15 protein-coding genes and 1 pseudogene are annotated in these 12,362 nt (G+C 59.0%); 4 read left to right on the top strand and 12 right to left on the bottom strand.

Annotated elements, in window-relative coordinates; all coding sequences use genetic code 11:
• Window positions 1-83 precede the first annotated feature (83 nt).
• Window positions 84-1,796, top strand: a complete 1,713-nt coding sequence (locus DCS96_RS03240) for a lysophospholipid acyltransferase family protein (RefSeq protein WP_116472910.1) — start codon at window positions 84-86, stop codon at window positions 1,794-1,796.
• Window positions 1,797-1,886: 90 nt separating this feature from the next.
• Here the strand turns inward: DCS96_RS03240 and DCS96_RS03235 are convergent, their stop codons facing one another.
• The 3 genes and pseudogenes from DCS96_RS03235 to DCS96_RS18505 form a co-directional block, all read right to left on the bottom strand.
• Complete coding sequence (locus tag DCS96_RS03235; protein ID WP_116472909.1) at window positions 1,887-2,159, bottom strand: SelT/SelW/SelH family protein; 273 nt, start codon at window positions 2,157-2,159, stop codon at window positions 1,887-1,889.
• A gap of 131 nt (window positions 2,160-2,290) precedes the next feature.
• Window positions 2,291-2,571 (bottom strand): annotated as a pseudogene (locus tag DCS96_RS03230) (YceI family protein).
• Window positions 2,572-2,594: 23 nt separating this feature from the next.
• Entirely contained in the window at window positions 2,595-2,747 is a 153-nt protein-coding gene (locus tag DCS96_RS18505; RefSeq protein WP_157953564.1) for a YceI family protein, read from the bottom strand.
• Between the two features lie 179 nt (window positions 2,748-2,926).
• Here DCS96_RS18505 and DCS96_RS03220 point away from each other — a divergent pair, with 179 nt between their 5' ends.
• Window positions 2,927-3,808 (top strand): LysR family transcriptional regulator, encoded by an 882-nt coding sequence (locus DCS96_RS03220; protein WP_116472906.1) that lies wholly within the window; start codon window positions 2,927-2,929, stop codon window positions 3,806-3,808.
• A gap of 26 nt (window positions 3,809-3,834) precedes the next feature.
• Here DCS96_RS03220 and folE read toward each other — a convergent pair whose 3' ends face one another.
• The gene (gene folE / locus DCS96_RS03215; protein ID WP_116472905.1) at window positions 3,835-4,491 is read right to left on the bottom strand and encodes a GTP cyclohydrolase I FolE; all 657 of its coding nucleotides are present in this window, start codon (window positions 4,489-4,491) and stop codon (window positions 3,835-3,837) included.
• 162 nt (window positions 4,492-4,653) lie between these two features.
• Here folE and moeA point away from each other — a divergent pair, with 162 nt between their 5' ends.
• Both moeA and moeB read left to right on the top strand, forming a co-directional pair.
• Window positions 4,654-5,895 (top strand): molybdopterin molybdotransferase MoeA, encoded by a 1,242-nt coding sequence (moeA, locus tag DCS96_RS03210; RefSeq protein ID WP_116472904.1) that lies wholly within the window; start codon window positions 4,654-4,656, stop codon window positions 5,893-5,895.
• Window positions 5,895-6,665, top strand: a complete 771-nt coding sequence (gene moeB, locus DCS96_RS03205; RefSeq protein WP_408645996.1) for a molybdopterin-synthase adenylyltransferase MoeB — start codon at window positions 5,895-5,897, stop codon at window positions 6,663-6,665. Before moeA ends, moeB begins: the two co-directional genes overlap by 1 nt.
• A 16-nt stretch (window positions 6,666-6,681) precedes the next feature.
• On the opposite strand, the gene moaE is transcribed toward moeB, so the two are convergent.
• The 8 genes from moaE to DCS96_RS03165 all read right to left on the bottom strand — a co-directional run bounded on the left by moaE (window position 6,682) and on the right by DCS96_RS03165 (window position 12,361).
• A complete protein-coding gene (gene moaE / locus DCS96_RS03200; RefSeq protein WP_116472902.1) occupies window positions 6,682-7,143 on the bottom strand; it encodes a molybdopterin synthase catalytic subunit MoaE in 462 nt (153 codons plus the stop codon).
• 1 nt (window position 7,144) lies between these two features.
• Window positions 7,145-7,393, bottom strand: a complete 249-nt coding sequence (moaD, locus tag DCS96_RS03195) for a molybdopterin synthase sulfur carrier subunit (RefSeq protein ID WP_116472901.1) — start codon at window positions 7,391-7,393, stop codon at window positions 7,145-7,147.
• Window positions 7,390-7,863, bottom strand: coding sequence for a cyclic pyranopterin monophosphate synthase MoaC (gene moaC, locus DCS96_RS03190; protein WP_116472900.1), 474 nt, complete (start codon window positions 7,861-7,863; stop codon window positions 7,390-7,392). The genes moaD and moaC overlap by 4 nt, the downstream gene beginning before the upstream one ends.
• Window positions 7,860-8,375: a molybdenum cofactor biosynthesis protein B gene (gene moaB / locus DCS96_RS03185; RefSeq protein ID WP_116472899.1), complete on the bottom strand. Its 516-nt coding sequence runs from the start codon at window positions 8,373-8,375 to the stop codon at window positions 7,860-7,862. The genes moaC and moaB overlap by 4 nt, the downstream gene beginning before the upstream one ends.
• A gap of 138 nt (window positions 8,376-8,513) precedes the next feature.
• Window positions 8,514-9,107: a cytochrome c3 family protein gene (locus DCS96_RS03180; RefSeq protein ID WP_116472898.1), complete on the bottom strand. Its 594-nt coding sequence runs from the start codon at window positions 9,105-9,107 to the stop codon at window positions 8,514-8,516.
• 9 nt (window positions 9,108-9,116) lie between these two features.
• Window positions 9,117-9,575 (bottom strand): nitrate reductase cytochrome c-type subunit, encoded by a 459-nt coding sequence (locus tag DCS96_RS03175; protein WP_116474509.1) that lies wholly within the window; start codon window positions 9,573-9,575, stop codon window positions 9,117-9,119.
• A gap of 27 nt (window positions 9,576-9,602) precedes the next feature.
• Entirely contained in the window at window positions 9,603-12,092 is a 2,490-nt protein-coding gene (napA, locus tag DCS96_RS03170) for a nitrate reductase catalytic subunit NapA (protein ID WP_116472897.1), read from the bottom strand.
• A complete protein-coding gene (locus tag DCS96_RS03165) occupies window positions 12,089-12,361 on the bottom strand; it encodes a chaperone NapD (protein ID WP_116472896.1) in 273 nt (90 codons plus the stop codon). The genes napA and DCS96_RS03165 overlap by 4 nt, the downstream gene beginning before the upstream one ends.
• Window position 12,362 lies beyond the last annotated feature (1 nt).

Raw genomic sequence — 12,362 nt, 5'->3', positions numbered from 1 at the left:
CCTGTCATTAAAGCGTCATCGGAGCGCCACTGATTGTTCATTCCTTCCTTTTACTATTAGCTTAAACCATGGAGGAGCCTGCTATGTTATCTGTAGATACCCTGGCCGCCGAACACCTACCCAAATGGCAACATTTCCCCGGCTGCAAAGCCCTGCTGCGTTACCTGCTGCATGAGCAGGCCTTCGGCCAGTTCGCAGAGCAATATCCGCACCTGAGGGGGCTCGATTTTGTCGAGCAGGTGCTGGAATACTTCCGCTTTCATATTCAGCTGCGGGAAGACGAACTGGAGCATATCCCGAGCCAGGGTCCGGTGGTCATTATCGCCAACCATCCGATCGGCTCCCTCGATGGCCTGGCGCTGCTACGCCTGGTCTCCCGGGTTCGACCCGATGTTAAAATCGTCGCCAATCAACTGTTGGCCAAGCTGGCCCCCCTATCCTCGCTGCTGTTACCGGTCGACAACCTGGGCGGGCGCACCGGTCGGGCGCAACTGCATGCGGTGAATCAGCACCTCAAACAGGGCAAGGTAGTGATCATCTTTCCGGCGGGCTCCGTCTCCCGCCTTGGCGCAAAAGGCATCCAGGATGATCGGTGGCATTCGGGGTTCATCCGCCTGGCGACCAAAAACCGGGCCGCTGTGGTACCTGTGCATCTACATGGCCGCAATTCAGCCCTTTTCTACCTGAGCTCCATAGCCTATCGCCCCCTGAGCGCCCTGTTACTGGTGCGAGAAATGTTTCGCCAGCAAGACAAGCAACTCCAGGTCCGCATCGGTCAGCCCATTCCCTGGCAGAATTGCCACCAGAAAGGCCTCAACGACAAGGGGCTCACCCTGCTGTTTCGCCGCCACCTGTACCGTATCGGCAAGGATAAATCAGGGTTATTTGAGACCCAGTCGGCCATCGCCGCACCCGAGCCGCGTCAGCTGCTGAAAAGGGCGGTAGAGCAATGCGAACACCTGGGACAAACCCATGACGACAAGTCGATTTACCTGGCCCGCGCGGATCAGGACAGTCATTGTGTGATCCTGCGCGAAGTGGGCCGGCTGCGGGAGCTGTCGTTCCGGACCGTTGGAGAAGGCACCGGTCGACGCCGGGATCTGGACAAGTTTGATGACGACTACTACCACCTGATCCTGTGGCATCCCCATGATCTGGAAATCATCGGTGCCTACCGCTTTGTGCCGACCCAACGGCAGGTGGCGGAGAAGGGCCTGGACGGTCTCTACAGCCATCATTTGTTCGATTATGATGACAGCATGCGGCCCTACCTTGAGTCGGGCCTGGAGCTGGGGCGCAGTTTTATCCAGCCGGCCTACTGGGGCCGCCGCAGCCTGGATTATCTGTGGTTCGGCATCGGCGCCTTTCTGGCCAGACATCCCCAGTATCGCTACCTGTTCGGTCCCGTTTCCTTGAGCGCCGCCCTGCCGCTGGCGGCCCGCGAGCTGCTGGTGGCCTTCTACCGCCTGCATTTTCCTGCCGCCAACGCGCTGGCCCGCTCCCGCCGGCCACTGCCTCCGAGCACACCCCAGCTGCTGGCTACCTTCAACGGCACCGACTACCAGCAGGATCTCACTCTGCTCAAGCACCTGCTGGACAACATGGGTGTCGCCATCCCCACCCTCTATAAACAATATACCGAGCTGTGCGAAGCCGGCGGCGTACAGTTTATTGACTTCGGCACGGATCCGGATTTTTCCGACTGTGTCGACGGCCTGGTGATGGTGGATCTGCAGCGGCTTAAAGCCAGTCGCTATCAGCGTTATATCGCGCCCCACCTAAATGCCTGTTCCTGATTGGGCTATAGAGATCAGGCCGTGGCGAGCGAGCTGCTTGTCAGGTTTCTGATCCCCCTCTCGACATATGATGACATGCGTTTCAATTTTTTAGCGGTCGACATGACCCAGATCCCGTTCCGGAGCAATTTTGTCCCGGAGCCGTTGCTTGATTTCCTTGGCTTCGGGAAAGCCCTGATCGATGACCCGGCACCAGATCAGCTGGCCATCTACATAGATTTGAAACTGCCCTTTCTCCCCCGGGATCAGCGCGACCTCCCCCACTTCATCGGCGAAGCTGGACAGGATCTCCTGGGCCAGCCAGGCGGAGCGCAGCAGCCAGCGACACAAGGTGCAATAGCGTATTTCTACCCTTGGTTTCATGTTTTATTCCCCCAAAATCCCGAGCATGGCGCACGCCCGCCAACGGGTAAAGCACAAATAGCGCCCGCAGGCGCGATAAGATGAATACAAAGAGGCGTCGAGCCAGTTCAAGCAGGGCCTCCGCCAGCCGATCACATCCACCGCAAAGGCCGGCGACGGGGTTTAAAACGCTTGATCTTACCGACCGCATTGAAACCGTTGCGGTAACGGCCCCAGGGATCATTCCCTTCACCAACAAAGGTCACATCCAGGGTGACCGGCCTGGAGACGCCGTACAGCGTCAGCTCACCGGTCAGCCTGCCAGATTCCTTGGTGCCCTCAAAACCGGTGCTGGTGAAGTTAAGGTCGGATATTGTCGGACATCAAAGAAGGCAGGGCTGCGCAAGAGCCTGTCACCGGGTTCATAATTGATATCGACACTGTCGGCCTGAATGGTCAGGTTGGCGTTGCCGCAGCGGGATTGTCACCATCGATCAAGTCATTGCCTTCAAACTGGTTAAAGTGGCCCAGCATGGTGCTGAAGCCCATGCGGCTGATCTTGAAGGCAATTTTGGAATAAATATTGTCCACCTTGAAATCGGCAGCCATCACGGGCCGGCCAACAGGACGAAAGACCACAGCAAGGAAGCAGTCTGTTTCATGGGATTCGCCGCTCTCTCGTTTGCCTGTTTACTTAACCGTATTCATTCGGGTTCAGCACTAAACTATATTGAAAAACGGAACAATTTAGACTTAAATTAATAATTATTTACTAATGGTTTATAATATTGGATCAGCTGTCCGCCATTCGGGCCTTCTGCAAGGTCGCTGAGCAACAAAGCTTCACCAAGGCTGCCAAACAACTGGGTATGTCCGTGGCCATGGTATCCAAACTGGTCAATATACTGGAAAAAAGTCTGGATGCCCGCCTGCTGATGCGCACCACCAGGCGAGTCAATGTGACCGAGGCCGGCCACCTGTATTATGAAAAGTGTCATGCCATACTGAGCGAACTGGAGCAGGCGAATGCGCTGATTTCCCAACACAGCCAGCAACCAAGCGGTCGTATCAAGATCTCGGTACCCATGGATTTCGGCACCCTAAAGATAGCGCCCCTGCTGACGGATTTTCTGGTGCGTTACCCGGATATCCATCTGGACCTGGAATACGGTGATCGGCTGGTCGCCCTGGTGGAAGAGGAGTTTGATCTGGCGCTGCGGATAAGTACCCTTGCCGATTCGTCGTTAATCGCCCGCAACCTGTGCCCCATTACGATGGTCACCTGTGCCTCACCGGATTATCTGGCACGGCACGGTGCGCCCACCCATCCGAGCCAGCTTGCCGAGCACAGTTGCCTGACCTATGCCCTCACCGATCCCGAGTGGCTGTTTACCCAGGGCAAGCAGGCTTACCGTGTCCGCCCCAACAGTACCATGCGCGCCAACAATGGCCGGGCCCTGGCGCTGGCCGCAAGCCAGGGGCTTGGCATCATCATGCAGCCCCATTTCATCGTCGACGATTACCTGGCACAGGGCAGCCTGGTGCCACTGCTGGAAGAGTACAGCCTACCCCACTTCAACCTGTATCTGATCTACCCCCACCGTCATTTTCTCCCCAACCGGGTGAAATGCTTTGTTGACTATATGGAAGCCTGTTTCAAGAAACTGTAAAAAGCAGGGGTCATCGCCCCTGCCAATTAACGCACCACGCCGGTAAGAAATTCCTGGCGGGTATCCGGGCGACTTTTGAAAATCCCCCCCAGAGAGGTCGTAGTGGTGCTGCTGCTCGAATCCATCACACCACGGGCCTTGACGCAATAGTGCACAGCACTGATGCTGACCGCCACATCCTCTGATTCCAGCAGGGTTTGCAGGGCAACCAGTATTTGCTGGGTCAGCCTTTCCTGTACCTGGGGACGGCGTGCAAAGAACTGCACTATGCGGTTGATCTTGGACAGGCCAATCACCTTGCCGCGGGGGATGTAGGCCACAGTGGCAGTGCCGTCTATGGTAACGAAATGATGCTCACAGGTACTGGTCAGGGTAATATCCCGGACCTGGACCATTTCATCTACCTTCATCTTGTTGTCGATCAAGGTGATTTTGGGAAAATGGGCATAATCCAACCCGGAGAAAATCTCCCGGACATACATTTTGCCAATGCGTTGAGGCGTTTCACACAGGCTGTCATCGGCCAGATCCAGACCCAGGACATCCATCATTTCGGTCATTAAACCGGTAATACGCTGCTGCTTTTCATCCGATGTCAGGCCATTATCCACCATAGGGGTTTCCAGGCCTCTGGCTTCCAGGGCCGAACGCACCAGAATGGCGGCTTCGCTCAAAGCGGTCATGGGTGTCTCCATGGAATAAGGAAAATAACTAGGTCATAGTAGTTCATTTGAGCCCACCTGTGAATGGCAATGCCAAGCATCCCAGGACCCAAAAAATATGCCAAAATATCTCGGTAATCTGAAATACTAACATAATACAATTGCATAGCTAGGTGAAAAATTATGGCAAGTCACGACAGTTGTAGCCAACCCGGGCTACGTCCCTACCATGAAGCCAAGGCCGATATGTTGGCCCACCTGGCCGCCGTGATCGAACCCGACATCATTTCCCTTGAACAGGCCCTCAATCACATCCTGGCCGAGCCCGTGCTGTCCCCCCTGGACGTGCCCTCTTTCGCCAACTCGGCCATGGATGGCTATGCCCTGCGGGCAGCAGATATCCCGGCCGACAGCGGGCTGAAACTGGTGGGGTCCAGCCTGGCGGGGCACCCCTACAATAACAGGATCGCGGCCGGCGAATGCGTACGCATCATGACAGGTGCGGCCTTACCGCTGGGGGCGGATACCGTGGTGATGCAGGAAAACTGCCAAACCGAACACAATGTGGTCTATATCAAGGAAGCCCCCAGAGCGGGGCAGCACGTGCGTCACCCGGCGGAGGATCTGGCCCAGGGTGAGCTGGTGTTCGAAGCCGGGATCCGCATCAATGCCCGGGTGCTGTCCGTGCTTTCATCCCTCGGGCTGGAACAAATCAGCGTATATCGTCCGCTCAAGGTGGCCCTGCTGTCCACCGGCGATGAACTGAAGGCGCCGGGTGAACTGTTGTCGCCCGGCGATATCTATGACTCCAACCGGATTGGGGTGCGAGCCATGCTTACCCGGCTGGGCATCGAGGTCCTGGATCTGGGCATTATTGCCGACGATCCCGTCCAGATCCGCCGCGCCTTCTTGAAGGCCGCCGACAAAGCAGATGCCATTATCACCTCGGGCGGAGTCTCTGTGGGTGATGCGGACTACACCAAGCAGGTACTGGACGACGTGGGCGAAATCGGCTTCTGGAAGCTGGCCATCAAGCCCGGCAAGCCCTTCGCCTTCGGCCATATCGGCCACTGCGCCTTTTTCGGGCTGCCCGGCAACCCTGTCTCGGCGGCCGTAACCTTTCACCTGCTGGTTCGCCCGGCCCTGGCCAAACTGGCCGGGGAACAGTACCAGCCACCGCTGACCCTGCAGGCCAAGGCGCTGGCTCCCTTTAAAAAGTCTCCCGGACGGATGGATTTCCAGCGGGGGTTGGTGCAGGTCCTGGACGACGGTACCCTGGGCGTCCGTCCGACCGGCGCCCAGGGCTCAGCGGTATACAGTGCCCTGGCCCAGGCCAATTGCCTGCTGCACCTGGAGCAGGACAGGGGCAATGTGGAGGCCGGTGAACCGGTCACCCTGGAGCTGATTGACGGGCACTACCTCTGATGGCCGGGCTCAACGATCAGGAATGGCTGCGCTATAACCGCCAGATAGTACTGCGCCAATTCGACATAGACGGTCAGGAGGCACTGAAAAACGCCGCCGTACTGATCATCGGCGCCGGTGGCCTGGGTTGTGCCGCCGCCCAGTCGCTGGCGGTGGCCGGCGTCGGCCGCTTGACCCTGGTGGATCACGATGTGGTGGAGCTGTCCAACCTACAACGCCAGGTATTGCATCAGGATGCGGACCTGGGTCGCTTGAAAGTGGAATCCGCCGCCGAGTCGCTGACTGCCGCCAATCCCTATCTGACGGTCGAAACCTATGGTCAGCGCGCCGACGAGCGCTTGTTGGGTTCGCTTATCCCCCGGCATCAACTGGTACTGGACGGCACCGACAACCTGGATACCCGCCAGCTGGTCAACCGGCTCTGCTACCAGGCCGGGGTGCCCCTGGTGTCGGCGGCGGTGATCCGCATGGAAGGTCAGCTCAGCGTTTTCACCTATAGGGAGGATGAGCCCTGCTACGCCTGTCTCGGCCGGCTGATGGGCAGCGACAGCCTCAGCTGTGTGGAAGCCGGGGTGCTGGCACCCATGGTGGCAATCATGGGCTCTCTGCAGGCGTTGGAGGCCATCAAACTGCTGGCCGGCATGGGCCGGAGCCCCTGCGGCAAGCTGGTCCTGGTGGACGGCCTGCAGCTCGGCATGCGCGAACTAACCCTGCCCAAGGCGCCCGACTGCCCGGTATGCGGGATACCCGTGGCGGGGAGCAAGGGCTAGATCGATAGCGGGGTCCTTACTGCTCGACCCTGCCTCGCTGCCATCTTTCCGCCGCCTGGGTGTCACTGTCTTTTGCCTCCACCCAGCGCTCCCCCTCCCGGGTCTGTTCTTTTTTCCAGAACGGTGCCCGGGTTTTCAGGTAATCCATGATGAAGTGACAGGCCTCGAAGGCGGCTTCCCGGTGGGCGCTGGCCACCCCGACAAAGACGATCTGATCGCCCAGCTCCAACCGACCGATGCGATGGATCACCCGACACTCCAGCAGGGGCCAGCGCGTCCTGGCCTGCTCCACTATCTGATGCAGGGCATGCTCGGTCATGCCCGGATAATGCTCCAGAACCATGCCGTTCACCGCCTGCCCCTGATTCATGTCGCGCACCTTGCCGACAAAGGTCACCAGGGCCCCCACCTGATGGCTCTCGCTGAGCGCCTGGTATTCGTCTGCCAGGCTGAAATCCTCGGTTTGTACCCGGATCATCTCAACCTCCGGTAACCGGCGGGAAGAAGGCCACTTCGTCCCCTGCCTTGATGGGGGTATCGAGCGGCACTATGGTATGGTTGACCGCTGCCAGCAACTTGCCGGTAGACAGCGCCAGCGCCCATTTGTCACCCCGGCCAACCAGCGCCTGGCGCACGGCCTCGACATCGGCGTAGTCGGCGGACAACTCCAACTTGTCCAGGCCGACCAGCTCGCGCACCTGCGCAAAAAACATCACCTTGATCGTCATACCTTGAAATCTCCCGATTTGCCGCCACGCTTCTCCAGCAGGCGCACCCCTTCTATGCGCATGTCCTTCTGCACCGCCTTACACATATCATAGATGGTCAGGGCCGCCACCGAGGCGGCGGTCAGGGCCTCCATTTCCACCCCTGTCTGTCCGGCCAGCTTGCAGTAGCTCTCGATGCGTACCCCGTTGCGCTCGCTGTCTGCGGTCAGGGCAATGTCCACCTTGGACAGGGCCAACGGGTGACATAGGGGGATAAGATCGGCGGTCTTTTTGGCCGCCATGATACCGGCGAGCCGGGCGGTGGCAAAGACATCACCCTTGTGATGTCGCCCGGTGACGATCAACTGCAGGGTCTCGGCGGCCATCAATACCCAGGCTTCGGCGCGGGCTTCGCGCACCGTCACCGGCTTGTCGCTAACATCCACCATATTGGCCTCTCCCGAGGCATTGAGATGGGTAAATTGACTCATGCGGACCCCAGGTGCATCACGAAATTACAGGGCTTGTGGCGGGCGTCCAGCTGCTCCACCAGGATCTTGCTCCAGCCGGTGCGGCAAGCGCCGGTCGAGCCGGGCATACAGAAGACCGCAGTCCGGTTGGCCAGGCCGCCGACCGCTCTGCTCTGCACCGTGGAGGTACCCAGCTCTTGATAGGTAATGTGACGAAACAGCTCGCCGAAGCCGTCAATCTGGGTATCCAACAGCGGCAACACCGCATCCGGGGTGGTATCGCGGCTGGTAAAGCCGGTGCCACCGGTGATCAATACTACCTGCACTTCCTGGCTGGCTATCCAGCGGGACACCAGGGCACGAATGGCATACTTGTCGTCTTTCACGATGACTTTTTCCACCAGCCGATGACCGGCTTCGGCCAGGGCTTCGGCCAGGTAGCGGCCGGAGCTGTCGGTGTCCTCATTACGGGTGTCGGAGACGGTGAGCACCGCAATATTCAGGGGCAAAAAGGCATTATCGGCATGACTCATGACGTCCTCTCATAACTTTCACGCAAAGATATTTTTATAAAGGCATTCTCGCACAGCTTGTCATGAGGTCAACGGGCGGCAGCTTAAAAATAACGCCGGTGCACTGAGTCACCGGCTTCTGGCTGCTTATGGATGGCGTTAGAACCCCGCTACCCCTTGCATATCAGGCAGCTGATGCGCGATGCCCTTGTGACAGTCGATGCAGGTTTTTTCACCGCTGGCGAGCGAGGTGGAATGGGCCTGGGCACTGCGCTTGCCTTGCAGGCTGAAATCCATATAGTCAAAGTTGTGGCAATTGCGGCATTCGCGAGAGTCGGTTTCCTTCATACGTTGCCATTCCCTTTCCGCCATATGACGACGATGCCCTTCAAACTTCTCCGGTGTATCGATAATACCGGTGAGCTTGCCCCACACCTCCTTGGATGCCGCAACCTTGCGCACTATCTTGTGGGTCCACTCATGGGGCACATGGCAGTCGGGGCAGCTCGCCCGCACGCCCGAACGGTTGGCGTAATGAATGGTATCCCGGTATTCCAGGTAGACGTTCTCCTGCATCTCATGGCAGCTGATACAGAAGCTTTCGGTATTGGTCACCTCCAGCGCGGTATTGAAGCCTCCCCAGAAGATCACCCCACCGAAAAATCCAAACACCAGCACCAGGCCCACAGCCACCTTGCTCGGTGAACGAAAGACGTACCACAACCGCTTTAACAGGCTTTTCTTCTCGGCCATTAGGGTTCCTTACCTGAGTGATTCGACGGGGGTGAAGGTGTTTTCCACCAGCGGCCTGGCACCGGTCTGCGGCACATGGCACTGCATGCAGAAGTATCGGCGCGGGCTGATGTCACTCAGGGTCATGCCATCCCTGGGTTCAAAGTGGGTAACGCTGACCCGGGGCGCGTTGCGTGAGGCCGCGTTTTTCCAGCCATGACAGGACAGGCAGCGATTGACCTTGAGATCGACTTCATAACTCCGGACCTGGTGCGGGATCAGCGGCGGCTGATGCATATACTGCCGGTCCTGGATGCCCTGATCCTTGAGCGGATCGCGGATCCGCTCCGGAGCCGGATCCTGATCGAGTGACAGCGTCCCGCGCAAGGCCTTCATTGTACCGGTATCAAGGCTGGCACCGTCGCTTTGCGCCTGAACCGGCCCCATGACCAGCAGCAGGGCCATCATCAGCATTACCGTTTTATTCATCATCAGTGCTCCTTGTTAGCGCCTCTGTTATGCCTTGCCGACCTTGACCGCGCACTTCTTGAAGTCGGTCTGTTTCGAGAGGGGACAGGTCGCATCCAGAGTCAACCGGTTCACCAGCTGGTGTTCATCAAACCAGGGGATGAACACCAGCCCCTTGGGGGGACGGTTACGGCCACGGGTTTCAACCCGGGTTTTCATCTCGCCGCGGCGGGACGCTACTATTACCGAATCCCCCCGCCGCAGCTTGCGCGCCTTGGCGTCTTCAGGGTGCATGAAGACCTGGGCATCCGGATAGGATCGGTGCAACTCGGGCACGCGCCGGGTCATGCTCCCCGAGTGCCAGTGCTCCAGCACCCGCCCGGTCGACAGCCAGAGATCATATTCCTGATCGGGCGACTCCGCCGCCGGCTCATAGGGCAGCGCGAAGATCACCGCCTTGTTGTCCTTGTGGCCGTAAAACTGTACCCCGGTGCCTGCCTTCACATAAGGGTCCGCCCCTTCACGGTAGCGCCAGCGGGTTTCCTGTCCATCCACCACCGGCCAGCGCAGGCCACGCGCCTGGTGGTACATGTCATAGGGTGCCAGGTCATGGCCATGACCCCGGCCAAAGGCGGCATATTCCTCGAACAGGCCCTTCTGTACATAGAAACCGAAGTGATCACGCTCGTCGTTCAGCTCGTTCTTGCAGTCTTCTGCCGGGAACCTGTCCACCTGCCCGTTGCGATAGAGCACCTCAAAAAGGGTCTTCCCCCGGTATTCGGGCATCCTGGCCAGCAGCGCCTCGGGCCAAACGTCTTCCATGGTGAAGCGTTTGGAGAACTCCATTAGCTGCCACAAATCCGACTTGGCGCCCTCCGGGGATTTCACCTGCTGGTACCATACCTGGGTACGGCGCTCCGCATTGCCGTAGCCGCCTTCTTTCTCCACCCACATGGCGGTGGGCAGCACCAGATCGGCAGCCTGGGCGGTGACCGTGGGATAGGGGTCGGACACCACCACGAAGTTGGCCGGGTTACGGTAGCCGGGCAGCCCTTCCTCGTTCATGTTGGGAGCGGCCTGCATGTTGTTGTTGCACATTACCCAGTAGGCATTGAGCTTGCCCTCTTTCAACATGCGGTTCTGCACCACGGCGTGATAGCCTACCTGGGGATTGATGGTGCCCTCGGGCAGCTTCCAGATCTTCTCGGCGGTCGCCCTGTGCTGGTCATTGGTGACCACCAGATCCGCCGGCAGGCGGTGGGCGAAGGTGCCCACTTCCCGGGCGGTGCCGCAGGCGGATGGCTGGCCGGTCAGGGAGAAGGGGCTGTTTCCCGGCTCGGAAATCTTGCCGGTCAGCAGGTGAATGTTGTACACCATGTTGTTGGCCCAGGTGCCCCGGGTATGCTGGTTAAAGCCCATGGTCCAGAAAGACACCACCCTGGTAGCCGGGTCGGCATAGGTCTGTGCCAGCGCTTCCAGCTTGTCGACCGGCACGCCGGACAATTTGGATACGGTATCCACATCGTAGTCGGCCACGAAGGCAGCAAACTCCTCAAAGCTGATCGGGGTCGAGGCCCCCGAGTCCGGATTCTCGGCCGCCTGCTGCAGGCTGTGGGTCGGCCGCAGGCCATAGCCGATACCGGTCACGCCCTTGACGAAATTCACGTGCCGTTCGATGAACGCCTTGTTTACATAGCCGTTTTCAATGATGTAATGGGCGATGTAGTTGAGCATCGCCAGATCGGTCTGCGGATGGAACACGACGCCATTGTCGGCCAGCTCGAAGCTGCGGTGCTCGAAGGTAGACAGTACATGTACCTTGACATGGGGCGCGCTCAGCCGGCGATCGGTTACCCGCGTCCACAGGATGGGGTGCATCTCTGCCATGTTTGAGCCCCAAAGCACGAAGGCATCGGTGGCTTCGATATCGTCATAGCAGCCCATCGGCTCGTCCATGCCGAAGGTACGCATAAAGCCGGCAACGGCAGACGCCATGCAATGGCGGGCATTGGGATCCAGGTTATTGGAGCGGAACCCGGCCTTGAGCAGCTTGACGGCCGCATAGCCTTCCATGATGGTCCACTGGCCGGAGCCGAACATGCCCACACCGCTGGGGCCCCTTTCTTTCAAGGCGGCTTTCCATTTCTCCGCCATGATGTCGAACGCCTGATCCCAGCTGATCGGCGCGAACTCTCCGTTCTTGTCGAACTTGCCGTCTTTCATGCGCAACAGGGGCGTGGTCAGCCGATCCTTGCCGTACATGATTTTCGACAGAAAGTAACCCTTGATGCAGTTCAGGCCCCGGTTGACCGGCGCCTCGGGGTCACCCTGGGTCGCCACCACCCGGCCATCCTGGGAGCCGACCAGTACCGAGCAGCCGGTACCGCAGAAACGGCAGGGCGCCTTGTCCCATTTAATGGCGGTTTGATCCCGGCTGGTGATCAGATTGGTGGCACCGGCAGGCACCGTCAGCCCTGCAGCGGCAGTCGCGGCGGCGATCGCATTCGCCTTCATAAAGTCACGTCGACTCAGCTTCATACTTGCTCCTCACCGGCTTCCAGTTCGGCAAATTCGTGATAAATGAGGGTGGTTGACAAGATGCCATCCAGTAATGCTATTTGGTCTATCAGGCTGACCACCGACCTCTGGGTGGGCCCTTCCAACAGCACCACCAGCTTGCCACGCGCTTCCGTTACCGGTACCTCGGCCCCCGTCAGGGCGGTGATGGTCTGTTGCGCGGCAGCCAGCTGCTCCGGCCGGCAATGGACCACCAGGCTGGCTACATGCCATTCGTTGTTGTTTCCCATT

Origin of the sequence: Zobellella maritima, from assembly GCF_003075035.1 — a bacterium.
GTDB classification, from domain to species: Bacteria; Pseudomonadota; Gammaproteobacteria; order Enterobacterales; family Aeromonadaceae; genus Oceanimonas; species Oceanimonas maritima.
The sequence above is the reverse complement of the archived record's forward strand: the minus strand, read 5'-3'. Positions and strand labels throughout refer to the sequence as shown.

Coding starts and splice junctions, on each gene's coding strand:
- DCS96_RS03165 (WP_116472896.1), bottom strand. CDS start 12,361: ATGGGAAACAACAACGAATGGCATGTAGCCAGCCTGGTGGTCCATTGC.
- moaB (WP_116472899.1), bottom strand. CDS start 8,375: ATGAGTCATGCCGATAATGCCTTTTTGCCCCTGAATATTGCGGTGCTC.
- moeB (WP_408645996.1), top strand. CDS start 5,895: ATGGCCGGGCTCAACGATCAGGAATGGCTGCGCTATAACCGCCAGATA.
- DCS96_RS03235 (WP_116472909.1), bottom strand. CDS start 2,159: ATGAAACCAAGGGTAGAAATACGCTATTGCACCTTGTGTCGCTGGCTG.
- napA (WP_116472897.1), bottom strand. CDS start 12,092: ATGAAGCTGAGTCGACGTGACTTTATGAAGGCGAATGCGATCGCCGCC.
- folE (WP_116472905.1), bottom strand. CDS start 4,491: ATGACCGCTTTGAGCGAAGCCGCCATTCTGGTGCGTTCGGCCCTGGAA.
- moaD (WP_116472901.1), bottom strand. CDS start 7,393: ATGACGATCAAGGTGATGTTTTTTGCGCAGGTGCGCGAGCTGGTCGGC.
- moaE (WP_116472902.1), bottom strand. CDS start 7,143: ATGATCCGGGTACAAACCGAGGATTTCAGCCTGGCAGACGAATACCAG.
- DCS96_RS18505 (WP_157953564.1), bottom strand. CDS start 2,747: ATGGCTGCCGATTTCAAGGTGGACAATATTTATTCCAAAATTGCCTTC.
- moeA (WP_116472904.1), top strand. CDS start 4,654: ATGGCAAGTCACGACAGTTGTAGCCAACCCGGGCTACGTCCCTACCAT.
- moaC (WP_116472900.1), bottom strand. CDS start 7,863: ATGAGTCAATTTACCCATCTCAATGCCTCGGGAGAGGCCAATATGGTG.
- DCS96_RS03180 (WP_116472898.1), bottom strand. CDS start 9,107: ATGGCCGAGAAGAAAAGCCTGTTAAAGCGGTTGTGGTACGTCTTTCGT.
- DCS96_RS03240 (WP_116472910.1), top strand. CDS start 84: ATGTTATCTGTAGATACCCTGGCCGCCGAACACCTACCCAAATGGCAA.
- DCS96_RS03175 (WP_116474509.1), bottom strand. CDS start 9,575: ATGAATAAAACGGTAATGCTGATGATGGCCCTGCTGCTGGTCATGGGG.